At 42.6% G+C, this 23,187-nt stretch carries 22 protein-coding genes; 15 read left to right on the plus strand and 7 right to left on the minus strand.

The window, feature by feature from the left end:
• Nucleotides 1–31 precede the first annotated feature (31 nt).
• The 4 genes from M1F37_RS07075 (at nucleotide 32) to M1F37_RS07090 (ending at nucleotide 4,104) form a co-directional block, all read left to right on the plus strand.
• Nucleotides 32–886, plus strand: coding sequence for a MetQ/NlpA family ABC transporter substrate-binding protein (locus M1F37_RS07075; protein ID WP_247935279.1), 855 nt, complete (start codon nucleotides 32–34; stop codon nucleotides 884–886).
• Nucleotides 887–982: 96 nt separating this feature from the next.
• On the plus strand, nucleotides 983–2,356 hold the full coding sequence (locus tag M1F37_RS07080; RefSeq protein ID WP_247935280.1) for a M20 family metallopeptidase: 1,374 nt from the start codon (nucleotides 983–985) through the stop codon (nucleotides 2,354–2,356).
• The gene (locus M1F37_RS07085) at nucleotides 2,349–3,410 is read left to right on the plus strand and encodes a methionine ABC transporter ATP-binding protein (protein WP_000085662.1); all 1,062 of its coding nucleotides are present in this window, start codon (nucleotides 2,349–2,351) and stop codon (nucleotides 3,408–3,410) included. The genes M1F37_RS07080 and M1F37_RS07085 overlap by 8 nt, the downstream gene beginning before the upstream one ends.
• Before the next feature lies 1 nt (nucleotide 3,411).
• Nucleotides 3,412–4,104: a methionine ABC transporter permease gene (locus tag M1F37_RS07090; protein WP_000444649.1), complete on the plus strand. Its 693-nt coding sequence runs from the start codon at nucleotides 3,412–3,414 to the stop codon at nucleotides 4,102–4,104.
• A 27-nt stretch (nucleotides 4,105–4,131) separates the two neighbouring features.
• Here M1F37_RS07090 and M1F37_RS07095 read toward each other — a convergent pair whose 3' ends face one another.
• Nucleotides 4,132–4,701 carry an MptD family putative ECF transporter S component gene (locus M1F37_RS07095; protein ID WP_247935281.1) on the minus strand — a complete coding sequence of 190 codons (570 nt, stop codon included), beginning with the start codon at nucleotides 4,699–4,701 and terminating at the stop codon, nucleotides 4,132–4,134.
• 134 nt (nucleotides 4,702–4,835) lie between these two features.
• Here M1F37_RS07095 and M1F37_RS07100 point away from each other — a divergent pair, with 134 nt between their 5' ends.
• From M1F37_RS07100 to nrdI, 5 genes are all read left to right on the plus strand, one after another.
• Nucleotides 4,836–5,450, plus strand: a complete 615-nt coding sequence (locus M1F37_RS07100) for a YesL family protein (protein ID WP_247935282.1) — start codon at nucleotides 4,836–4,838, stop codon at nucleotides 5,448–5,450.
• A complete protein-coding gene (locus tag M1F37_RS07105; protein WP_348771862.1) occupies nucleotides 5,428–7,098 on the plus strand; it encodes a sensor histidine kinase in 1,671 nt (556 codons plus the stop codon). Before M1F37_RS07100 ends, M1F37_RS07105 begins: the two co-directional genes overlap by 23 nt.
• 11 nt (nucleotides 7,099–7,109) lie before the next feature.
• Nucleotides 7,110–8,396, plus strand: a complete 1,287-nt coding sequence (locus M1F37_RS07110) for a response regulator transcription factor (RefSeq protein ID WP_247935284.1) — start codon at nucleotides 7,110–7,112, stop codon at nucleotides 8,394–8,396.
• Between the two features lie 60 nt (nucleotides 8,397–8,456).
• A complete protein-coding gene (locus M1F37_RS07115) occupies nucleotides 8,457–8,990 on the plus strand; it encodes an ABC transporter permease (RefSeq protein WP_247935285.1) in 534 nt (177 codons plus the stop codon).
• A gap of 77 nt (nucleotides 8,991–9,067) precedes the next feature.
• The gene (gene nrdI, locus M1F37_RS07120) at nucleotides 9,068–9,538 is read left to right on the plus strand and encodes a class Ib ribonucleoside-diphosphate reductase assembly flavoprotein NrdI (protein ID WP_247935286.1); all 471 of its coding nucleotides are present in this window, start codon (nucleotides 9,068–9,070) and stop codon (nucleotides 9,536–9,538) included.
• A gap of 179 nt (nucleotides 9,539–9,717) precedes the next feature.
• Here the strand turns inward: nrdI and M1F37_RS07125 are convergent, their stop codons facing one another.
• The 3 genes from M1F37_RS07125 to M1F37_RS07135 form a co-directional block, all read right to left on the minus strand.
• Nucleotides 9,718–10,980, minus strand: coding sequence for an NRAMP family divalent metal transporter (locus M1F37_RS07125; RefSeq protein WP_247935287.1), 1,263 nt, complete (start codon nucleotides 10,978–10,980; stop codon nucleotides 9,718–9,720).
• Between the two features lie 206 nt (nucleotides 10,981–11,186).
• Nucleotides 11,187–11,645, minus strand: a complete 459-nt coding sequence (locus tag M1F37_RS07130; RefSeq protein ID WP_247935288.1) for a DUF3021 domain-containing protein — start codon at nucleotides 11,643–11,645, stop codon at nucleotides 11,187–11,189.
• Nucleotides 11,642–12,082: a LytTR family DNA-binding domain-containing protein gene (locus M1F37_RS07135; RefSeq protein WP_247935289.1), complete on the minus strand. Its 441-nt coding sequence runs from the start codon at nucleotides 12,080–12,082 to the stop codon at nucleotides 11,642–11,644. The genes M1F37_RS07130 and M1F37_RS07135 overlap by 4 nt, the downstream gene beginning before the upstream one ends.
• 206 nt (nucleotides 12,083–12,288) lie before the next feature.
• Here M1F37_RS07135 and mutL point away from each other — a divergent pair, with 206 nt between their 5' ends.
• Genes mutL through M1F37_RS07155 form a run of 4 tightly spaced genes read left to right on the plus strand, consistent with a single transcriptional unit; the run spans nucleotide 12,289 to nucleotide 16,100 of the window.
• Nucleotides 12,289–14,238, plus strand: a complete 1,950-nt coding sequence (gene mutL, locus M1F37_RS07140; RefSeq protein ID WP_247935290.1) for a DNA mismatch repair endonuclease MutL — start codon at nucleotides 12,289–12,291, stop codon at nucleotides 14,236–14,238.
• Nucleotides 14,239–14,253: 15 nt separating this feature from the next.
• Nucleotides 14,254–14,847: a Holliday junction branch migration protein RuvA gene (gene ruvA / locus M1F37_RS07145; protein ID WP_247935291.1), complete on the plus strand. Its 594-nt coding sequence runs from the start codon at nucleotides 14,254–14,256 to the stop codon at nucleotides 14,845–14,847.
• Between the two features lie 9 nt (nucleotides 14,848–14,856).
• Nucleotides 14,857–15,420, plus strand: a complete 564-nt coding sequence (locus tag M1F37_RS07150; protein ID WP_247935292.1) for a DNA-3-methyladenine glycosylase I — start codon at nucleotides 14,857–14,859, stop codon at nucleotides 15,418–15,420.
• Nucleotides 15,417–16,100: a CPBP family intramembrane glutamic endopeptidase gene (locus M1F37_RS07155; protein WP_247935293.1), complete on the plus strand. Its 684-nt coding sequence runs from the start codon at nucleotides 15,417–15,419 to the stop codon at nucleotides 16,098–16,100. Before M1F37_RS07150 ends, M1F37_RS07155 begins: the two co-directional genes overlap by 4 nt.
• A gap of 45 nt (nucleotides 16,101–16,145) precedes the next feature.
• Here the strand turns inward: M1F37_RS07155 and M1F37_RS07160 are convergent, their stop codons facing one another.
• The 3 genes from M1F37_RS07160 to M1F37_RS07170 all read right to left on the minus strand — a co-directional run bounded on the left by M1F37_RS07160 (nucleotide 16,146) and on the right by M1F37_RS07170 (nucleotide 19,063).
• The gene (locus M1F37_RS07160; protein WP_247935294.1) at nucleotides 16,146–17,183 is read right to left on the minus strand and encodes a S66 family peptidase; all 1,038 of its coding nucleotides are present in this window, start codon (nucleotides 17,181–17,183) and stop codon (nucleotides 16,146–16,148) included.
• Between the two features lie 246 nt (nucleotides 17,184–17,429).
• Nucleotides 17,430–18,107 (minus strand): DUF1129 domain-containing protein, encoded by a 678-nt coding sequence (locus tag M1F37_RS07165; RefSeq protein ID WP_247935295.1) that lies wholly within the window; start codon nucleotides 18,105–18,107, stop codon nucleotides 17,430–17,432.
• Nucleotides 18,108–18,118: 11 nt separating this feature from the next.
• Entirely contained in the window at nucleotides 18,119–19,063 is a 945-nt protein-coding gene (locus M1F37_RS07170) for a magnesium transporter CorA family protein (RefSeq protein WP_000815623.1), read from the minus strand.
• Nucleotides 19,064–19,194: 131 nt separating this feature from the next.
• On the opposite strand from M1F37_RS07170, the gene uvrA reads away from it, so the two are divergent.
• Complete coding sequence (gene uvrA, locus M1F37_RS07175; protein WP_001152871.1) at nucleotides 19,195–22,026, plus strand: excinuclease ABC subunit UvrA; 2,832 nt, start codon at nucleotides 19,195–19,197, stop codon at nucleotides 22,024–22,026.
• Nucleotides 22,019–23,080, plus strand: a complete 1,062-nt coding sequence (locus M1F37_RS07180; RefSeq protein ID WP_247935296.1) for a M24 family metallopeptidase — start codon at nucleotides 22,019–22,021, stop codon at nucleotides 23,078–23,080. The genes uvrA and M1F37_RS07180 overlap by 8 nt, the downstream gene beginning before the upstream one ends.
• The last annotated feature ends 107 nt before the right edge of the window (nucleotides 23,081–23,187 follow it).

Consider the following 23,187-nt stretch of genomic DNA (forward strand, 5'->3'; position numbering starts at 1 on the left):
AGTACGGTATTATTTTTAAGGAGAAAGAATCATGAAAATCAAAAAATGGCTTGGTGTAGCAGCCCTTGCTACAGTCGCAGGTTTGGCTCTTGCAGCTTGCGGAAACTCAGAAAAGAAAGCAGACAATGCAACAACTATCAAAATCGCAACTGTTAACCGTAGCGGTTCTGAAGAAAAACGTTGGGACAAAATCCAAGAATTGGTTAAAAAAGACGGCATTACCTTGGAATTTACAGAGTTCACAGACTACTCACAACCAAACAAGGCAACTGCTGATGGCGAAGTAGATTTGAACGCTTTCCAACACTACAACTTTTTGAACAACTGGAACAAAGAAAACGGGAAAGATCTTGTAGCGATTGCAGATACTTACATCTCTCCAATCCGCCTTTACTCAGGTTTGAATGGAAGCGACAACAAGTACACTAAAGTAGAAGACATCCCAGTAAACGGAGAAATCGCTGTACCAAACGACGCTACAAACGAAAGCCGTGCGCTTTACTTGCTTCAATCAGCTGGCTTGATTAAATTGGATGTTTCAGGAACTGCTCTTGCAACAGTTGCTAACATCAAAGAAAATCCAAAGAACTTGAAAATCACTGAATTGGACGCTAGCCAAACAGCTCGTTCATTGTCATCAGTTGACGCTGCCGTTGTAAACAATACCTTCGTTACAGAAGCAAAATTGGACTACAAGAAAGCACTCTTCAAAGAACAAGCTGATGAAAACTCAAAACAATGGTACAACATCATCGTTGCGAAAAAAGATTGGGAAACATCACCTAAGGCTGATGCTATCAAGAAAGTTGTTGCGGCTTACCACACAGATGAAGTGAAAAAAGTTATCGAAGAAACATCAGACGGTTTGGATCAACCAGTTTGGTAATAAGAAACAGGGAGGTGGGAGAGAAAATTCCACCTCTTGCTTTTGTATAGAGCATGGATTGTCAGGAAGAGTAGTTCATAGAAAGGTAGAGAGAGTATGGTTTTTCCTAGTGAACAAGAACAAATTGAAAAATTTGAAAAGGATCATGTAGCCCAACATTATTTTGAGGTTTTGCGTACCTTGATTTCTAAGAAATCGGTCTTTGCCCAGCAGGTTGGACTTAAGGAAGTCGCAACTTATCTGGGTGAGATTTTCAGACGTGTTGGCGCTGAAGTGGAGATTGATGAGAGCTATACGGCGCCCTTTGTTATGGCGCATTTCAAGAGCTCGCGTCCAGATGCTAAGACCTTGATTTTCTATAACCACTATGACACTGTGCCAGCGGATGGGGATCAGGTCTGGACAGAGGATCCCTTTACTCTTTCGGTGCGTGATGGTTTCATGTATGGGCGTGGGGTTGATGACGACAAGGGTCATATCACGGCTCGTTTGAGTGCTTTGAGAAAATACATGCAGCACCACGATGACCTGCCTGTCAATATCAGTTTTATCATGGAGGGAGCGGAGGAATCAGCTTCGACAGACCTGGATAAGTATCTGGAAAAACATGCGGACAAACTCCGTGGCGCAGATTTGTTGGTCTGGGAACAAGGGACCAAAAATGCCTTGGAACAGCTGGAAATTTCTGGTGGAAATAAGGGGATTGTGACCTTTGATGCCAAGGTAAAAAGTGCTGATGTCGATATCCATTCGAGTTATGGTGGGGTTGTGGAGTCAGCTCCTTGGTACCTCCTTCAAGCCTTACAGTCTCTTCGTGCCGCAGATGGCCGTATCTTGGTGGAAGGCTTATACGAAGAAGTTCAAGAGCCAAATGAACGAGAATTGGCCTTGGTGGACACCTACGCCCAACGAAATCCAGGGGAAATCAGTCAAATTTATGGTTTGGAATTGCCTCTCTTACAAGAGGACCGTGCAGCCTTTCTAAAACGTTTCTTTTTTGAACCAGCCCTTAATATCGAAGGGATTCAGTCCGGTTATCAAGGACAAGGAGTTAAAACGATTTTACCAGCAGAAGCAAGCGCTAAGCTAGAAGTTCGTTTGGTTCCTGGTCTAGAACCGCATGATGTTCTGGAAAAAATTCGGAAACAGCTAGACAAAAATGGCTTTGATAAGGTAGAATTATACTATACCTTGGGAGAAATGAGCTATCGAAGCGATATGAGCGCGCCAGCCATTCTTAATGTAATCGAGTTGGCCAAGAAATTCTATCCACAGGGCGTTTCAGTCTTGCCGACTACAGCAGGCACTGGGCCTATGCATACGGTCTTTGATGCCCTAGAGGTTCCAATGGTGGCCTTCGGTCTAGGAAATGCCAATAGTCGAGACCACGGTGGAGATGAAAACGTGCGAATTGCTGATTATTACACCCATATTGAATTAGTAGAGGAGCTGATTAGAAGTTATGAGTAGAGATATTATCAAGTTAGATCAGATCGATGTGACTTTTCACCAAAAGAAGAGAACCATCACAGCGGTCAAGGATGTGACCATTCACATCCAAGAAGGGGATATCTACGGAATCGTTGGATATTCTGGAGCAGGGAAATCAACCCTTGTGCGGGTGATTAACCTCTTGCAAAAACCATCTGCAGGAAAAATTACCATTGATGACGATGTGATTTTTGATGGCAAGGTGACCTTGACGGCCGAGCAGTTGCGTCGTAAACGTCAAGATATTGGAATGATTTTCCAGCATTTCAATCTGATGAGCCAGAAGACAGCAGAGGAGAATGTAGCCTTTGCCCTTAAACACTCTGGACTCAGCAAGGAAGAAAAGAAAGCTAAAGTAGCTAAGTTGTTGGACTTGGTTGGTTTGGCTGATCGTGCTGAAAACTATCCTTCACAACTATCTGGAGGACAAAAGCAGCGTGTGGCTATTGCGCGTGCCTTGGCAAATGATCCAAAAATCTTGATTTCAGACGAGTCAACGTCTGCCCTTGATCCTAAGACAACCAAGCAGATTTTGGCCTTGTTGCAAGATTTGAACCAAAAATTAGGCTTAACTGTTGTCTTGATTACGCATGAAATGCAGATTGTCAAAGACATTGCCAACCGTGTGGCAGTCATGCAGGATGGGCATTTGATTGAAGAGGGTAGTGTCCTTGAAATCTTCTCAGACCCTAAACAACCTTTGACCCAAGACTTTATCTCAACAGCCACAGGTATTGACGAAGCCATGGTCAAAATCGAGAAGCAAGAAATCGTGGAACATTTGTCTGAAAACAGTATCTTGGTGCAACTCAAGTATGCAGGGGCTTCAACAGACGAGCCACTTTTGAATGAATTGTACAAGCATTACCAAGTAACGGCTAATATTCTTTATGGAAATATCGAAATCCTCGATGGCACTCCTGTTGGAGAATTGGTTGTGGTCTTGTCAGGTGAAAAAGCAGCGTTGGCAGGTGCCCAAGAAGCCATTCGTCAAGCAGGCGTACAACTAAAAGTATTGAAGGGAGGACAGTAAGATGGAATCATTGATTCAAACCTATTTACCAAATGTCTATAAAATGGGCTGGGCTGGTCAGGCAGGCTGGGGAACAGCCATCTATCTAACCCTTTATATGACAGTTCTTTCCTTCATTATCGGAGGATTCTTGGGGCTTGTTGCAGGTCTTTTCCTTGTCTTGACAGCGCCAGGTGGTGTTTTAGAGAATAAGGTTGTTTTCTGGATTTTAGACAAGATTACCTCTATCTTCCGTGCGGTTCCTTTTATCATTCTCTTGGCAGTTTTGTCACCCTTTTCACACCTAATCGTAGGGACAAGTATCGGACCAAACGCGGCTATCGTACCGTTATCTTTTGCAGTATTTGCCTTCTTTGCCCGTCAGGTGCAGGTTGTCTTGGCTGAACTGGATGGCGGTGTCATTGAGGCGGCTCAAGCGAGCGGAGCGACATTCTGGGATATCGTGGGTGTCTACCTATCAGAAGGTCTTCCAGATTTGATTCGTGTGACGACTGTGACCTTGATTTCCCTTGTTGGGGAAACAGCTATGGCCGGTGCGGTTGGAGCTGGTGGTATCGGTAACGTGGCCATCGCTTATGGATTTAACCGCTACAATCACGATGTGACCATCTTGGCAACCATCATTATCATTTTGATTATCTTTACAATCCAATTCTTGGGAGATTTCTTGACCAAGAAATTGAGCCATAAATAAAAAGAGCCGTGTGGCTCTTTTTATTTATCAGATTTTCTGCGCAAATTTTTTACTTAAGACTTGTCCAATCAAGGCACCAACTAGGGCTCCGATGACAATACTTGCGATAAAAAGAAGGATAGTTCCAGGATTTGGTGCAACCATGATACGATCGATATATTCTTGGGATTTTCCTCTTGCTAGGAGAGTAGCCATATAGGTTTTGGGCGCAATCCACATAAGTAAGATTGGACCAGTTGAGCTAAAGGCAAAAATAACGAAAGAAAGGAAGTTCTTAGTTTGGTCCTTGTATTTTCCTAAATGAGCTACTCCATCTGCTAGGAGGCCACAGATAATTCCAGGAAGGAAGGCACCGGCACCGTGTTTAGTTCCCAAGAAAAAGAGAGCCATGACAAGGCCGATAGTGGTAATGGCTCCAAAGCGCGGAACTTTTGCGACTAGGATCATATAGACGCTACCGCCGACAAGGGCAGTAAAGGCAGGCGCATAAAACATATTTCCAGTTTGGTCAAGGAGATTGCCCAAAAGGACACCAATCCCCATGCAGAGGAAGTAAAGAACTGCAAAAAGCAGTGTAGTTAAGATAGATTTTTTCATGAATTGTCTCCTGATAATTTTCTCATAATTCTCATTGTACCACGGTTTGGTGGGATTGTAAATGGATAGTCTATGTGTTTGAAAACGCTTGAAATATGCTATAATAGTTTCAGAGTTATTTTTAGGAGGATATCATGGGGAGATTTTTAGACTTTGTCTTTAATCGTTTCTTTTTAGGGATGATTGCGACAGCCTTCTTTTGGCTATTAACTTTAGCAGGAGGGATTATCCTTGGTCTAGCGCCAGCTAGTGCCACCTTGATGAGTTTATATGCAGAACATGGTTATAGCTTTCGGGAATACAGTTTGAAGGAGGCTTGGTCTCTATATAAGCAAAATTTCGTCTCAAGCAACCTGATTTTCTATAGCTTTTTAGGAGTGGATTTAGTTTTGGTCTATGGCTTGTATCTCTTGGTGCAATTGCCTCATCAGACTATTGTTCATTTGATTGCGACCTTTTTGAATGTCCTAGTAGTTGCCCTGATCTTTTTGGCCTATACAGTATCTTTGAAACTACAAGTTTATTTTGACTTGTCTTATCGAAACAGTATCAAACTATCCTTGATTGGTATCTTTATGAGCCTAGCAGCTGTAGCCAAGGTTCTCCTTGGGACTGTGCTACTTGTGGCAATTGGTTATTATATGCCTGCTCTTCTCTTCTTTGTAGGAATTGGGATGTGGCATTTCTTTATCAGTGATATGTTGGAACCGGTCTATGAAAGCATCCATGAAAAATTGGCGACAAAATAGAATGAAGCAGTTTTGGCTACATACGCTTCTGCGAACCTACAGTTCAGTTATGATCATTATTATTGCGAGTTTTGCAATCTTACTTTCTTACGCTGACTGGGATTCACGGGAAAAGGAAGCTCAAAGAGTAGCCCAGCGTGTAACTACTCGAACAGTCGAAGAGGTGGAATATTATTATCGCGAGTCAGCCCAGCTAGCGCAAGATTTAGTAGCCAATCAAGATCGTATACAAGGTGTTTATAAGTACTTTAGCCTGTCAACTTCTGAGTATTTTTATTGGCTGTTGGAGCATCAAGTAGCTTCGTCAACTTCTATTTCTCTGTATGAAAATATCGATGATCTGTATGTTCAGAATGACTATATAACGGGTGTTGCAATCGTCTTGCAGGACTTTAAAGAAGTTTATGTTTCGAGCAGAAATGAGAGAGGTGGTCATACGATACTTGCGGAAGACTTTAAACCAGAGGCCAATAGTTTTGGAGTGCCTATTTTAGATCCAGCGACGGATCAATCGATAGGTGTTGTTTATATCTCCTTGGATCCAGAAATCTTATACCATGCTGTGGACAATACCCGAGGTCATATCCCGATGGCTGTGACTGTGACATCGCCTTTTGATACGGAGATTTTTCATATTGGTGAGAGGGTCAATAGGGAGCATGAGAACTGGTTTGTTGGTGTGACCTCTCATGGCTATCAGGTTCAGGTGGCAGTTCCCAAAAACTTTGTTTTACAAGGAACAGTGACTAGCTCTTCTTTGATTGTGGGCTTGAGCCTTCTTTTTATTGTTATTCTTTATCTGACTTTGAGGCAGACCTTTGCTAATTACCAAAAGCAGGTAGTGGATTTGGTGGATTCCATCCAAGCTATTGCTCAAGGGGAAGAAGGTCTTCGCATTGATACGCTTGAAAAGGATCAGGAATTGCTCCTAATCGCGGAGACGACCAATGATATGTTGGATCGATTGGAAAAGAACATCCATGATATTTACCAGTTAGAGCTTAGTCAAAAAGATGCCAATATGCGGGCCTTGCAGGCGCAAATCAATCCTCATTTTATGTATAATACGCTTGAGTTCTTGCGTATGTATGCAGTCATGCAAAGTCAAGATGAGTTGGCAGATATCATTTATGAGTTCAGTAGTCTCTTGCGTAACAATATTTCCGACGAAAGAGAAACTCTTCTCAAACAGGAATTAGAATTTTGCCGTAAATATAGCTATCTCTGCATGGTTCGCTATCCCAAGTCCATTGCCTATGGTTTCAAGATAGACCCAGAACTAGAGAAGATGAAGATTCCCAAATTTACCTTGCAACCGCTGGTAGAAAATTATTTCGCTCATGGTGTTGACCACAGACGGACAGATAATGTGATTAGCATTAAAGCTCTTAAACGAGATGGTTTTGTAGAAATTTTGGTGGTCGATAATGGCCGTGGAATATCGGTTGAAAAACTGGCAAGTATTCGAGAAAAATTAAGGCAGAGACATTTTGAACACCAAGCCAGCTACAGTGATCAAAAGCAGTCTATCGGGATTGTCAATGTCCATGAGCGTTTTGTGCTCTATTTTGGGGATCGCTATGCTATTACTATAGATTCTGCAGAGCAAGTAGGTGTTCAGTATCGTATTACAATTCAAGATGAGTAGAGAGGGAGAAAATGTATAAAGTATTATTAGTAGATGATGAGTACATGGTGACAGAAGGTCTGAAACGTTTGATTCCCTTTGATAAGTGGGATATGGAGGTCGTCGCAACAGCCAGTCATGCCGATGAAGCCCTAGAATATGTTCAGGAAAATCCTGTCGATGTGGTCATTTCCGATGTCAATATGCCCGACAAAACAGGACTTGACATGATTCGGGAAATGAAAGAGATCTTACCAGATGCTGCCTATATCCTGCTCTCAGGTTATCAGGAGTTTGATTATGTAAAAAGAGCAATGAACCTTAGTGTGGTGGACTATTTGGTCAAGCCTGTTGATAAGGTAGAGTTGGGAAATCTGCTGGAGAAGATTGCAGGTCAGCTTGGCGAGAGAGGAAAGAAAAGTCAGACCCTCAGTCAAGATTTAGATGAGGCTGGATTTGTTAGTTATCTAGGAGGTAAGGAGAATTGGTGGATAGGCCTATCCAAGGAAAAACAAGGCTCTTTCACCATTCCCTACTATGTATTGGGTCAAGACTGGCAGATTTTCATTTCTGATCAACCCCTAGATGGTTTAGTCGTTACTCCCTTTGAAGCCCCTTATCAAGAATACTTTGAACGCTGGAAGCTGAATGCTGAGAAGGCCCTCTTTTACGGTTCTGTAAATTTAAAACAGTCTGAGAGTCTCTTTGCCTATTACGAACCGATTTATAGGGTTATCATTCAGGGGGATCTCAATCAAATCGTAGAAGAGTTGAACCTATTGGAGAAGGTAGTTCTTGAAAATACACCTCGTGTTTCGATTACCAAGCAGCTTTTTATCCAGTTTGTCATGGATGTTTTTCACTTGTTTGAACACCTAAAAGCTGATGATATGACGGATATCGTCAAAACTATTCATGCTATTCAATCCTTTGATGAATTGGTTCCTTATATTAAGGAAACTCTGACCCGCTTTTTTGGGCAATATCGCATGAATGAAAATGTGGTCAGTGTACTGGAAGTTATTGGGCGTGATTATCAGAAAGAACTTTCGCTCAAGGATATTAGTAAGGATCTCTTTATCAATCCTGTCTATCTAGGTCAGTTGATTAAGCGAGAAACCAATTCGACCTTCGCAGAATTACTAAACAAACAACGTATTAAGGCTGCCCAGCAACTCTTACTTTCAACCAGTGACAGTATCGAAGATATTTGTTATGCTGTTGGTTACAGTAACGTGGGATATTTCTATAAAGTGTTCCGAAAATTGTGCGGAAAATCGCCAAAAGCCTACCGAAAACAGGTAGAAACTATACTATAAAATTTGTATTCCTTTACAAAAGGTGCTATAATATCAATAATAATATCAGGAGGTTCTATCATGAAAAAGAAACCGATTTATCTATGGGTCTTGCTAATCTTATCTGCTCTTATTTCAGCTACGTCTCTGTTTGGAATTTTGAGTCCCTTGCCTAGCAAAGAAGCCTTTCGTACGAGTCACCCACAAGCTGGGGGTGTCAATGCTCAGCAATTAGAAGATACCATTAATTATAGCTATAAAGTGGCAGAAGCATCTCATTCTATTTTTAATGTTGCTTTGGTTGTGCTATCTGCTATTTTAGTGGTAGTAGCGATTGTCTTCCTTGTTCGTAAAAATTTGCAATATGCAAATTATACTTATGTTGGCTATGTTTTGTTAGCCATTATTGGTTCAATTTATAGCTATGTGACTTTACAAGACGCTGTGCAGTTAGTTCACGATGAGACCATGCGTTTAGGGATAAGTGTTATTTCACAAGCTGTTAGCATTTTCTATATCGTCATCAATGTTCTTTTCCTAGCCCTTGTATTCTATAAGATGTGGCGTCAACAAAAAGCCTTGGCTGAAGAAGAGGAAACAGAAGAAGTTGCTTAAGTATTGACAAAAAAGAGCTATCAAGTTACAATCTTGGTAGTTCTTTTTCGATTAAAAATAAAATCATGGAGGAAAATATGAAGACAATTTCTTTAGTTTATATTAGTTTGAGTGGCAATACTGAGAGTTTTGTGACGCGCTTGAAAGACTATCTCTTGTCCCAGCACGAGGGAATAGAGGTTCAAAAGATTCATATCAAGGATTTGGTTAAGGAAGACCAAGACTTTTATGAGATGGACCATCCTTATGTCGCTTTTTTGCCGACTTATCTCGAAGGCGGGAATGGCGTGGATAACGGAGATGTTGAGATTTTGACAACACCAGTAGGAGATTTTATCGCCTATGGTGACAATGCTAGTAAGTGTTTTGGTGTGGTTGGTTCAGGAAATCGTAACTTTAATAACCAATACTGTCTGACAGCCAAGCAATACAGTCAACGCTTTGGTTTTCCTGTATTGGCTGACTTTGAAATGCGAGGCATGCTGGGAGATATCAAACGTGTCGCAGCGATTATTGCAGATTTGTATGAGTTGGAAAGAGAGAATTAAAGCCAATATAAGAGGCGGTTGGCGTTTTTCAACTGCTTTTTGAGTATAAACAGTCTTTGAGAACGTAAAAAAGCATAAGTTCAGGTCTTCAAAACCTTGTTCTTATGCTTTTTATCATAGAAATATTTGCTGAATTTTCTCTTGAAATGAAACCTTATCTTCATCTCGCGCTTTGTTAGTTATCCTGCTTTTCCGATTGCGAGTGCGTAGATAAAGAAGATGGCGAAGCCAAAGAGGAAAATCAATCCTGCAATGGCAAGGTGTTTGAGCCAAGAAGGAAGATTTTTGTTTTCACGCGTTACCAAGGCGTAGTTCAAAAGAGCGAAGAATGGTGTTGTCAGGAAAGAACCAATCATAGCAAAGCGGAGCATGGTTGAAACCTGACCAGCGAAGAACTTGATAATGATGATACCGATGATAGCAGTGATGGTCATCCAGATGTTCAAAGATTTACGATTGTCTTCTTTTTGACGGATTAGCAGTCGTAGAGATTCCTGATTGACACGAGAGTAACCATCGATAACGGTGATAACTGTTCCAAAGATACAGAGGAAGGCAATAAAGGTAATCAAGTAACGGGACCATTCGCCAAGAACAGAGGCATACATGCCCACGAATTGAGAGATGTATTTGGCTGAAGCGGCTTCAACTGCCTGTCCTGTAGGATACTGAATGAGTGCTCCCAGTGCTACAAAGAACACAGCTAGGATAGCTGTTCCAATATAACCAACGTTAAAGTCGAATAGGGCGTCCTCGGTGTTAAAGTTGACGGTCTTTTTCTTTTCAGCAGACCAAAGTGAGTTGATGGCTGAAATTTCAATAGGAGCAGGCATCCATCCTAGGAGAGAGACGATGAAGGGTAGAGCTGCCATTTGCCAAGGTGTTTTCTCGACAAAATTAGAACTGTATTCTGGGTGTTTGACCGCCGCGATGATAACTGCAAGAACAGTTGCAATGGTCAAAGCGGACATAATCCATTTTGCCATGCCGTCTAAGAGTTTGTAGCCTCCAAAGAGCAACATAGCCCAAATGATTGCAACGAGAATGAGGGACCATTGAGTGATGCTAAGACCGATCATTGGGAAGGCGCTGGCGATGATAGCTGAGCACAGAATGGCGACACCAGCTGTGTTGACCAGAGCCGAAAAGACATTAAGGATAAAGAAAATCCAGAGATAGAGTTTTCCTTTTTCGGCATAACCTTCAACCAAAGTCTTTCCAGTATCAGCTGTGTATTCAGCACCAAAACGGAAAAATGGATATTTAAAGACATTGGCTAAGATGACCAAGAGGAGTAGCGACCACCCATAAGAACCACCAGCTTGAGTGGAAGATACAATGTGAGAACCGCCAACAGCGGCAGAAGCCATTAGGATTCCAGGTCCCATTGCTTTTAGCTTGCTTGCCCAGGTTGATTGATTTAACGAAATAGCTTGCGACATGATAGATACTCCTTTTTGAATTTTCAGAATAATCTGGATATGTAATCTATATTCTACAAAAAACTTTGGGAAAATGCAAGAATATTTTGAAAAAAGATAGAAAATTTACAGATAATATCTGAAAACAACTGCTGTGATAGCAAGGCGCAGCAGGGGTGAAGAAAAACCGAGAAGTTTCTTTCTCGGATTTGCTTATTATGAGGTTCTTACTTTCTATGCTCCAAGAGTTGATTGATATGGTCGACTTTTTTTGATGCTCTTTTATAGAGAATAGTCCAAATGATGAGGTAGACAATCGCAAACTCAAGGATGAGCTGGAGATAGAAGGTCCAGTGGAAGGGGAACCAACCTGCTAAAGTTGCTAGTGGAACAAAGCCTACTAGCATGAGGAAAAAATGAGTAAGAGTGGCACGAAGCAAACTCCAGTCACGGTTGAATAATCGTTTCCCAAAGTTGAAGAGAATACCGATGGCTGCCCAAATAAGTGTGCAGTAGAGCAAGACCAGGGCACCGTGAACCTGATGTTGAGCCATCACTTGGCCGATAAGAGAGTAGGGATTTAGCGGTTCGTAGGTACTTGGTGCATAAATGAGTGAAAAGATGATAGATAGGATGAGGCCGATAAGAACACCGGTAGCTGCATCGTGAAAGATTTGTTTTTTCATAGTTCTAATTTCTCCTTGATGGTTTTTAGGTAACGGCGTGAAGAGTAGGTGAAGCTTTCATTTTTTAGAAAGATTTCTACCAGACCGTTGGGGGTGAGCTTGAGATGAGAGATGGAGTTGCTATTGATGATTTCTGATTGGGAAATTTGGATAAAATTGGTTGGCAGAATTTCAAGGACCTGATAGAGTCGCAAATCAATACTGTAGGTCTGATTCGCCGTTTCTGCTAGGACCTTGCGATTCTCGATATAGAAGCGCTGAATCTTGCCAATCTCAACGAGATAGACCTGATTATCGATTTTCCCTTTGATTTTTTCTCTTTGGTCCAGATTTTCTGCAAATTCGATGACTTTCTGAATTTTTTTGGTTTCTTGAGGTGCTTGAACAATCAGCTTTTCTTCCTCGTAAGTCTCGCTAATCTGTAGTTCTACTTTCATAAACGTCTCTCCTTGTTTTTCGTACAAAATTGTGATCACTTCTTGTACACCTTTATTAAACACTATTTTATAGCCTCTGGCAAGGGCCTTTGTCTATGTGGAGGGATTTGTCTCCTATGTGGCGCTTGCTTTTCTGTCTCATCTGAAATATGGTATAATAGCACTAATCAATTTCTAGGAAAATAGATACGGAAAGGGGCTGAAAGATGTCTCATATTATTGAATTGCCAGAAGTCTTGGCCAATCAGATTGCAGCAGGAGAAGTTATCGAACGTCCTGCTAGCGTTGTCAAAGAATTAGTTGAAAATGCTATCGATGCTGGCTCAAACCAGATTATCGTTGGGATTGAAGAAGCTGGTCTTAAGAAAATCCAAATAACAGATAATGGTCACGGGATTGCCCACGATGAAGTAGAATTGGCTCTCCGTCGTCATGCGACCAGTAAGATTAAGAATCAAGCGGATCTTTTTCGGATTCGGACTCTCGGCTTTCGTGGTGAAGCCCTGCCCTCTATCGCATCTGTTAGTGTTTTGACTTTGTTGACAGCGGTGGACGGTGCCAGTCACGGGACCAAGCTAGTGGCTCGTGGGGGAGAAGTTGAGGAAATCATTCCAGCGACCAGTCCTGTGGGGACTAAGGTTTGTGTGGAGGATCTCTTTTTCAATACACCGGCTCGTCTCAAGTATATGAAGAGCCAGCAGGCAGAGTTGTCTCATATCATTGATATTGTCAATCGTCTGGGGCTAGCCCATCCTGAGATTTCTTTTAGCCTGATTAGTGATGGCAAGGAAATGACACGAACAGCTGGTACGGGTCAACTGCGTCAAGCCATTGCTGGAATTTATGGTTTAGCCAGTGCTAAAAAAATGGTTGAGATTGAGAATGCTGACCTAGACTTTGAAATTTCAGGCTTTGTCTCATTGCCGGAATTGACACGGGCTAACCGCAATTATATCAGCCTCTTCATCAATGGCCGTTATATCAAAAACTTCCTGCTCAATCGTGCCATTTTAGATGGATACGGTAGCAAGCTTATGGTGGGGCGTTTTCCACTGGCTGTGATTCATATCCAGATTGACCCTTACTTAGCAGATGTCAATGTGCATCCAACCAAGCAAGAGGTGAGGATTTCTAAGGAAAAAGAACTGATGACCTTAGTCTCAGAAGCTATTTCTAATAGTCTCAAGGAACAAACCTTGATACCAGATGCCTTGGAAAATCTTGCCAAATCGACTGTGCGCAATCGTGAAAAGGTAGAGCAGACTATTCTCCCGCTCAAAGAAAATACTCTCTATTATGAGCAAACAGAGTTGACAAGACCTGGTCAAGCTGAGGTGGCTGATTATCAGGTAGAATTAACTGATAAAGGACAGGATTTGAATCTGTTTGCTAAGGAAACCTTGGACCAGATGACCAAGCCAGCTAAACTGCATTTTGCAGAGAGAAAGCCTGCTAGCTATGACCAACTGGACCATCCAGAGTTAGATCTAGCTAGTTTGGATAAGGCTTATGATAAGCTGGAGCGGGAAGAATCTTCAAGCTTTCCAGAGTTGGAATTTTTCGGTCAGATGCATGGAACCTATCTCTTTGCCCAAGGTCGAGATGGGCTCTACATCATAGATCAGCACGCGGCTCAGGAACGGGTTAAGTATGAGGAGTATCGTGAGAGCATTGGCAATGTTGATCAGAGCCAGCAGCAACTCCTAGTGCCTTATATTTTTGAATTTCCAGCGGATGATGCCCTTCGTCTCAAGGAAAGAATGGCACTTTTGGAGGAAGTGGGCGTCTTTCTGGCAGAGTACGGGGAAAATCAATTCATCTTACGCGAACATCCGATTTGGATGGCAGAGGAGGAAATCGAATCAGGCATCTATGAGATGTGTGATATGCTACTCTTGACCAAGGAAGTTTCTATTAAGAAATACCGAGCTGAATTAGCTATCATGATGTCCTGCAAGCGGTCTATCAAGGCTAACCACCGTATCGATGACCACTCGGCTAGACAGCTACTATACCAACTCTCCCAATGTGACAACCCCTACAACTGTCCACACGGACGTCCTGTTTTGGTGCACTTTACCAAGTCAGACATGGAAAAGATGTTTCGACGTATTCAGGAAAATCACACCAGTCTCCGTGAGTTGGGGAAATATTAAACTAAAAGGAAAACTATGTACGAATATTTAAAAGGTATCATTACCAAAATTACTGCTAAATATATTGTCCTTGAGGCCAACGGGATCGGCTATATCCTGCATGTAGCTAATCCTTATGCCTATTCAGGACAAGTCAACCAAGAAGCGCAAATCTATGTGCATCAGGTTGTTCGTGAGGACGCTCATCTGCTTTATGGATTTCGCTCAGAAGATGAGAAAAAGCTCTTTCTCAGTTTGATTTCGGTCTCTGGGATTGGTCCTGTATCGGCTCTTGCTATTATCGCTGTCGATGACAATGCTGGCTTGGTTCAAGCCATCGAAACCAAAAACATCACCTACTTGACCAAGTTCCCTAAAATCGGTAAGAAAACAGCCCAACAGATGGTGTTAGACTTAGAAGGGAAAGTGGTTGTGGCTGGAGACGACCTCCCTGCTAAGGCTGCAGCTCCATCTAGCAGTGACAACCAAGAACTGGAAGAAGCTATGGAGGCCATGCTGGCACTGGGCTACAAGGCAACCGAGCTCAAGAAAATCAAGAAATTCTTTGAAGGAACGACAGATACAGCTGAGAACTATATCAAGTCGGCCCTTAAGATGTTGGTCAAATAGGAGCAGAGCATGACAAAACGTTGTTCGTGGGTAAAGATGACCAATCCGAGCTACATTGCCTATCATGATGAGGAGTGGGGCCAGCCCCTCCATGATGACAAAGCATTATTTGAGTTATTGTGTATGGAAACCTATCAGGCAGGTCTGTCTTGGGAGACAGTGCTTAACAAACGCCAAGCTTTCCGAGAAGCCTTTCATGGCTATCAAATTCAAGCGGTCGCAGAGATGACCGACTCCGAATTGGAAGCCTTATTAGACAATTCAGCCATCATCCGAAATAGAGCTAAGATTTTTGCTACACGCGCTAATGCCCAATCCTTTCTACGTTTACAGGCAGAATATGGCTCTTTTGATGCCTATCTTTGGTCTTTTGTTGAGGGGAAAACTGTCGTTAACGATGTTCCCGATTACCGCCAAGCCCCAGCTAAAACACCCTTGTCTGAGAAATTAGCCAAAAATCTCAAAAAACGAGGTTTCAAATTTACGGGACCAGTCGCTGTTTTGTCATTTCTACAAGCTGCAGGGTTGGTTGATGATCACGAGAATGATTGTGAGTGGAAGGATCTTAAATGATGGCTAACAAATATAAGAGAGTCCTTGTTTTTGGGATTCTCTATACAGTTCTCTTTGTATTTGATGGTGATAAATTGCTGGCTTCTGTGATGCCATCTGCCATTGCGAATTATCTAAAATATCTAGTCTATGCAGTATTAGCTCTATATGTTTCTTTCTTGTGCAAGGATAGATTGATCCAACAATGGAATGAGATTAGAAAGACTAAAAGAAAATTCTTCTTTGGCGTTTTAAAAGGCTGGCTCTTTTTCATTCTGATGACTGCTATCTTTGAATTTGTATCAGAGATGTTGAAGCAGTTTTTGGGGCTAGTCGGACAAGGTTTAAACCAGTCGAATCTTCAAAGCAACTTTCAAGAACAACCTCTACTGATAGCAGTTTTCGCCTGCATCATTGGACCTTTGGTGGAAGAACTCTTATTCCGTCAAATACTATTGAGAAATTTGAGAAAAAGTCTGCCAAGCTGGTTGAGTATCTTTATAGTCGGACTTGCTTTTGCCCTGATCCATATGCACAGTTTGGATTTATCCGAGTGGATCAATGCAATTTATTACTTGGGTGGTGGCCTTGCCTTTTCTATCATCTATGTGAAAGAAAAAGAAAATATCTACTATCCCTTGGTCGTCCATATGATAATGAACAGCCTCTCCTTTATCAGTTTAGCTATCAGTAGTATGTGATGAAAATGCCAGTAATGATAATGATAAAAAGCTGAGAAATTCATCTCAGCTTTCTTTGTTATAGTCAAAGCGAATGACTTGCTCCGTTGCGTCTACATACGCGTGGACTCCAAAAGGAACAATCGATCTTGGTGTAGCATGGCCAACGTTTAGATTATAGACAATCGGGATATTGTTGTCAATGATATCCAATAGTGCCTCTTTATAGTCGTTATAGAAAGTTTCATCCATAGGTTTTCCAACCAAGAGTCCACTGATGACCTCGAATATACCAGTGTCCTTTAAAGTCCGCAACATCTTTTTGAAGTATTCCGGCTCAGACTTTTCTTCGCTTGTTTCTAGCAAGAGGATTTTTCCTTCCCAGTCTAACAAGTCAGGGAAAAGTTTGTATTTTTGGCAGAGCTCCGTGCTATCTGCATATCGAGAGTTGTCAAAGATATCGTAGAGGGATTCGAGGCAACCGCCGAGGATTTCCCCCTCGAACTGGGCGGTTCCTTGTAACAACTCAAAACCAGTATTTGCATGACTGACCCGAGCTGTTCCTAGGACCTTAGGGCTAAAGTCAGTTCGTTCCTCGAACCAAAGGTCGCTAGGGCGGATTTCTGAGATTCTCCCAGTCTTGATCAGTTTTTTAAAGTAGTGGAGGCTATAGGATAACATTTCTTTATCCAACTCACAAATGTCTGCCAGAAAGGATTGGCCATAAAAAGTCTTGATTCCTGGTTTATGCAACATGAGATGGTTCATGGTTGTATCCGAGAAGCCAAGAAAAATTTTTTGTTTGATAACCTTTTGTAGTTGGTCATTTTCAAAAAGATAAGGTAGTAAGCGATAGGTATCGTCTCCACCAATGGCGCATAGGATCATGTCGATGCTATCATCAGAAAAGGCATGAATCAAATCCTCTGCACGCGCTTCAGGATGGTCCTTGATAAAGTCTAATCCATTTAGCGAATGGGGCAAAAAGATAGGATTGATTCCCAGGTTTTTGAGACGTTGGACACCCAAGTCCACTTCGTGTTTGACAAAGTCCTCTCCGATAATGCCACTAGATAAACTAACAATACCAATAGAAGAAATCATATCTTATCCTCCTAGAAATAGATTGAGTCTATTCTATCACAAAAGATAAGAGAAAGATATGTGGGATGTCAGAAGAATACTTTATACTCTTCGAAAATCTCTTCAAACCACGTCAACGTCGCCTTGCCGTACTCAAGTACAGCCTGCGGCTAGTTTCCTAGTTTGCTCTTTGATTTTCATTGAGTATTAAAATCAAAAAAGTAAGTGAAAAAGCAACCGCACCTGCAGTTGCTTTTATCATTCTTCTTAATAGCGTGTTGGTCCTGCACTTGCGCTACGGATGTTCAAGCGTTTCTTGAGATAGAAGCGAAGGGCTAGGAGGGCTGCTCCGATAATAGCAAGTGGCAATGGAGCAAGTACTGGGTTAAGGCTAGCTGGTAGGAAGCTTGTTGCAAAGAAGACAAGCAACCAAAGGAACATAGAAGCTAGGATAACTAGTACAGATTTCCAGAAAGGTGGACGTTGACTGCGGTCCATATCTGGTCCATAATATTGGTAAACAAAGTAGTACATCAAGTAGAAGGCAAATCCACCAACAAGTCCAACTAGCAGGAGAGTGACAAATCCATAGCCGAAAGCCTGATCTGCAGCAAAGAAAGTTGTGAGGGCGCTGACGAGGGCAAAGAGACTAGTGATGAAAAGAGCTGAGTCCATAATCATGAGTTTTGGATCATCATTTTCTTTTGGATGCTCTTTTTCATATTGCTCCTTGACAGTGAAACTATGAGCCCAATGAGTTGGTGCACCATAGAGGGAACGAGCAGTTGTACCCTTGGCTTGCTCCTCAAGGATTTGGGGAATGACTTCCTCAAAAATAGTCTTGATTTCAGCGTCTGTTTTCCCATCTTTGATGAATTGTTGGGTAGCGATGTGGATAAACTCTTGGTTTTTCTTAGTTAATTTTTGTAGATCAATCTGAGACATAGGAACTCCTCTTAGAACCATTTTTTATGGATGAGATAGAGAGTGAGCGAGACACTCATAGCAAAGGCGATAAAGACGATTAACCAGAAGGCATTTGGCTCCCCATTTAGGGGGATTTCATTATCCTTAAAGTTCATCCCGTAGGCAGAAAAGACCATGGTTGGGATGGACATGACGATGGTCACAAGTGCCAAGGTTTTCATAATGTTGTTCTGGTTGTTGGAAATGATAGAGGCGAAGGTCTCTGTCATAGAATGCAAGACGTTTCCATAAATGTCTGCCATCTCGATGGCCTGTTGGGTTTCAATCAGGGTATCTTCAAGCAGGTCCTCGTCCTCAAGGTATTTCTTGATATTGCTGGTTGAGCTGGTCAATTTCTTAATCACGCGCTCATTTGTTTTGAGGGAGGCCTTGAAATAGACGATGGTTTTTTCTAATTCCATGAGTTCAATCAATTCTTCATTACGAGTTGATTGATGTAGTTGACTTTCGATTTGTTCACTCTTACGGTCAATCGAACGAAGGGCTGTTAGGTAAAGCTCTGCATTGCGATAAAGAATCTGGAAGATAAAACGCGAGCGCATGAAGGTATAGAAATTACGCAAACGACGGTTGATAAAGACATCGAGGACTGGTAATGGTTCCAAACACGTAGTGATAATGGTTTCCTCAGTGATGATAATACCCAGCGGGATGGTGACGTAGTAGGTGCGGTTATTTCTTTCCTCTGTGACCGGAACGTCTACGATAATCAGGGTGTACTCGTCTTCAATGGTAATACGAGACATTTCTTCCGCATCGAGCGGTGCTCGAAGGTCGGCAATATCAATATCGAAGGCATTAGCGATTTCGAGTGATTCGTTTTGAGTCGGATTGACGAGATTGATCCAAGTACCCGGTTCAAGCGTATCGATCTCTTTAAATTCAGTTGTTGTAGAGAGAAAAACTTGTTTCATATCCCTTATCCTTTCTCATTTTTCAGATTTTTTCACACCGTACTATTATACTACAAATTAAGTCTTTTGGGTAATAGAATCTCACTTTTTTTGGTATAATGGTAAGCAATAATGGACTAGAAAGAACAAAAATGCAAGATAAAATTGTCATTCATGGGGCGCGTGCCCATAATTTAAAAAATATTGATGTGGAGATTCCGCGAGACAAGTTGGTTGTTGTGACCGGTTTGTCAGGTTCAGGGAAATCCAGTCTGGCCTTTGATACCCTCTATGCGGAGGGGCAACGTCGCTATGTGGAGAGTTTGTCAGCCTATGCTCGTCAGTTCTTGGGGAATATGGAGAAGCCTGATGTAGATGCTATTGATGGTCTCAGCCCAGCTATTTCTATCGACCAGAAAACGACTAGTAAAAACCCTCGCTCGACGGTGGGAACAACGACTGAAATCAATGACTATCTGCGTCTCCTCTACGCACGTGTGGGGACGCCTTACTGTATCAACGGGCATGGAGCTATCAAGGCCTCTTCAGTGGAGCAAATCGTGGATAAGGTTTTAGAATTGCCTGAACGCCAGCGCTTGCAGATCTTGGCCCCTGTCATCCGCAAGAAAAAAGGCCAACATAAGAGTGTTATCGAGAAGGTTCAGAAAGATGGGTATGTCCGTGTCCGTGTGGATGGGGAAGTCTATGATGTGACCGAAGTGCCAGAGTTATCTAAGAGCAAGCAACACAATATTGATGTCGTGGTTGATCGTATTGTTATCAAGGAGGGCATTCGTAGTCGTCTCTTTGATTCTATTGAGGCTGCCCTTCGTATCGCAGAAGGCTATGTCATTATCGACACCATGGACGATTCTGAGTTGCTCTTCTCTGAGCATTATGCCTGTCCAGTTTGTGGCTTTACTGTTCCAGAGTTAGAGCCGCGTCTCTTCTCCTTCAATGCTCCTTTTGGTTCTTGTAGTGAGTGTGATGGCTTGGGCATCAAGCTGGAGGTGGATACTGATTTGGTAGTGCCAGATGCCAGCAAAACCTTACGTGAGGGAGCCTTGGCTCCGTGGAATCCTATCTCATCCAACTACTATCCAAACATGCTAGAGCAGGCTATGACAGCCTTTGGAGTGGATATGGATAAGCCTTTTGAGGACTTGTCAGAAGAAGATAAGAACTTGATTCTCTACGGCTCAGATGGTAAGGAATTCCATTTCCACTATGAGAATGAATTTGGTGGCGTGCGCGATATCGATATTCCTTTTGAGGGAGTTGTTAATAATATCAAACGTCGCTACCATGAAACTAATAGTGACTACACTCGCACCCAGATGCGCCTTTACATGAATGAGCTGACCTGCGGAACCTGTCATGGTTACCGTCTCAATGACCAGGCCTTGTCTGTCCGTGTTGGTGGTGCGCAAGGACCACATATCGGAGAAATTTCAGACCTGTCTATCGCAGACCACTTGGAATTAGTCAGTCAGTTGACTCTTTCTGAAAATGAAGCCATCATTGCTCGGCCCATTCTCAAGGAAATCAAGGACCGTTTGACTTTCCTTAATAACGTGGGTCTTAACTATCTGACCCTGTCACGTTCGGCAGGAACTCTTTCAGGTGGGGAAAGTCAGCGTATTCGCTTGGCGACCCAGATTGGTTCTAACCTATCAGGTGTTCTTTATATTCTAGACGAGCCGTCAATCGGTCTTCACCAGAGGGATAATGACCGTCTGATTGCCAGTCTCAAAAAGATGCGTGACTTGGGCAATACTCTTATCGTGGTGGAACATGACGAAGATACCATGCGTGAGGCTGATTATCTGATTGACGTTGGTCCTGGTGCGGGTGTTTTTGGTGGGGAGATTGTTGCGGCAGGTACGCCCAAACAGGTAGCTCGTAACAGTAAGTCTATCACAGGCCAGTACTTGTCAGGCAAACGTGCCATTCCAGTACCAGAAGAACGCCGTGTTGGTAATGGTCGTTTTATCGAGGTGACGGGAGCGCGTGAGAACAACCTGCAAAATGTCACAGCTCGCTTCCCACTAGGAAAATTCATCGCAGTGACAGGGGTGTCGGGCTCAGGGAAATCGACCCTAATCAATAGCATTCTCAAAAAAGCTATTGCCCAGAAGCTCAACCGCAATTCAGACAAACCTGGTAAGTTTAAAACGATTACAGGGATTGAGCATGTAGACCGCTTGATTGATATTGATCAGAGCCCTATCGGACGAACGCCGAGGTCTAACCCTGCTACCTATACGGGAGTTTTTGACGATATACGTGACCTCTTTGCCCAGACAAATGAGGCTAAGATTCGTGGTTACAAAAAGGGACGTTTCAGTTTCAATGTCAAGGGTGGTCGTTGTGAAGCCTGCTCAGGTGACGGGATTATCAAGATTGAGATGCACTTCTTGCCAGATGTTTACGTGGCTTGTGAAGTCTGCCACGGGACTCGCTACAATAGTGAAACCCTAGAAGTTCATTACAAGGAAAAGAATATCTCGCAGGTCTTGGACATGACTGTCAATGATGCGGTGGAATTTTTCCAACACATTCCGAAAATTCAACGCAAACTTCAGACCATCAAGGATGTAGGGCTAGGCTATGTGACGCTAGGTCAACCAGCTACCACTCTTTCTGGGGGAGAAGCCCAGCGTATGAAGCTGGCTAGCGAACTCCACAAACGCTCGACAGGCAAGTCATTCTATATTCTGGATGAACCGACGACAGGACTCCATACAGAGGATATCGCTCGCTTGCTCAAGGTTTTAGCTCGCTTTGTTGACGATGGCAATACAGTCCTTGTTATCGAGCACAATTTAGACGTTATCAAGACAGCAGACCATATTATTGACTTGGGACCTGAGGGCGGTGTCGGTGGTGGAACCATCATCGCAACAGGAACTCCAGAAGAAGTAGCGGCCAATGAAGCCAGCTACACAGGACAGTATTTGAAAGGAAAGTTACATCATGAATAAACGTGTACAAGCATTTCTAGCTAAAATGCAAGAAAAAGAACTAGATGGCATCATCATCAATAACCTTAAAAACGTCTATTACCTTACTGGTTTTTGGGGCTCAAACGGAACAGTCTTTATCAGCCGTGACCGTCAGGTCTTGGTGACAGACTCTCGCTATATCATTGCAGCTAAGCAAGAAACCAGTGGCTTTGAGATTGTGGCAGACCGTGATGAATTGGCTGTCATTGCAGGAATTGTCAAGGACATGGGCTTGTCTCGTATCGGTTTTGAAGATGAGATTTCAGTGTCTTATTATCACCGTATGCAGACGGCATTTGCAGGTTTAGACTTGCTTCCACAAACTCAGTTTGTTGAAGGCCTTCGAATGATTAAAGATGAGGCGGAGATTGCAGCAATTCGCAAGGCTTGTTCTATTTCAGACCAAGCTTTCCGCGATGCCCTTGACTTTATCAAGCCAGGAAAGACTGAAATTGAGATTGCTAACTTCCTTGACTTCCGTATGCGTGAGTTGGGAGCATCTGGCTTGTCTTTTGACACTATCCTAGCTAGCGGTATCAATTCTTCTAAACCCCATGCCCATCCTATGCATAAACCAGTTGAGCTAGGAGAAGCCATTACTATGGACTTCGGTTGCCTTTATGACCACTATGTCAGTGATATGACACGGACTATCTATCTAGGGCATGTTAGCGACGAGCAGGCAGAGATTTACAATACGGTTCTAAAAGCTAACCAAGCCTTGATTGATCAGGCTAAGGCAGGATTAGGTTTCCGTGATTTTGACAAAATTCCTCGCGATATTATCATCGAGGCAGGCTATGGCGACTACTTTACCCACGGTATTGGACACGGTATTGGACTGGATATCCATGAGGAACCCTACTTTAGCCAGACTTCTACAGAAACTATTCAGGCAGGTATGGCATTGACAGATGAGCCAGGTATCTATATCGAAGGCAAATATGGGGTTCGTATCGAGGATGATATCTTGATTACAGAAACAGGTTGTGAATTGTTGACCCTAGCTCCAAAAGAGTTGATAGTCATTTAGTTATTTGTCAAGAAAAAAGTACGAAAATGGCGAAAAAAGTTAAAAAAATTTAAAAATAGGTCGCAAGTCGGATGTTTTTTATGGTATAATAGACTAAACTGATAGTA

The organism is Streptococcus mitis, assembly GCF_023109105.1.
GTDB lineage: Bacteria > Bacillota > Bacilli > Lactobacillales > Streptococcaceae > Streptococcus > Streptococcus mitis_BW.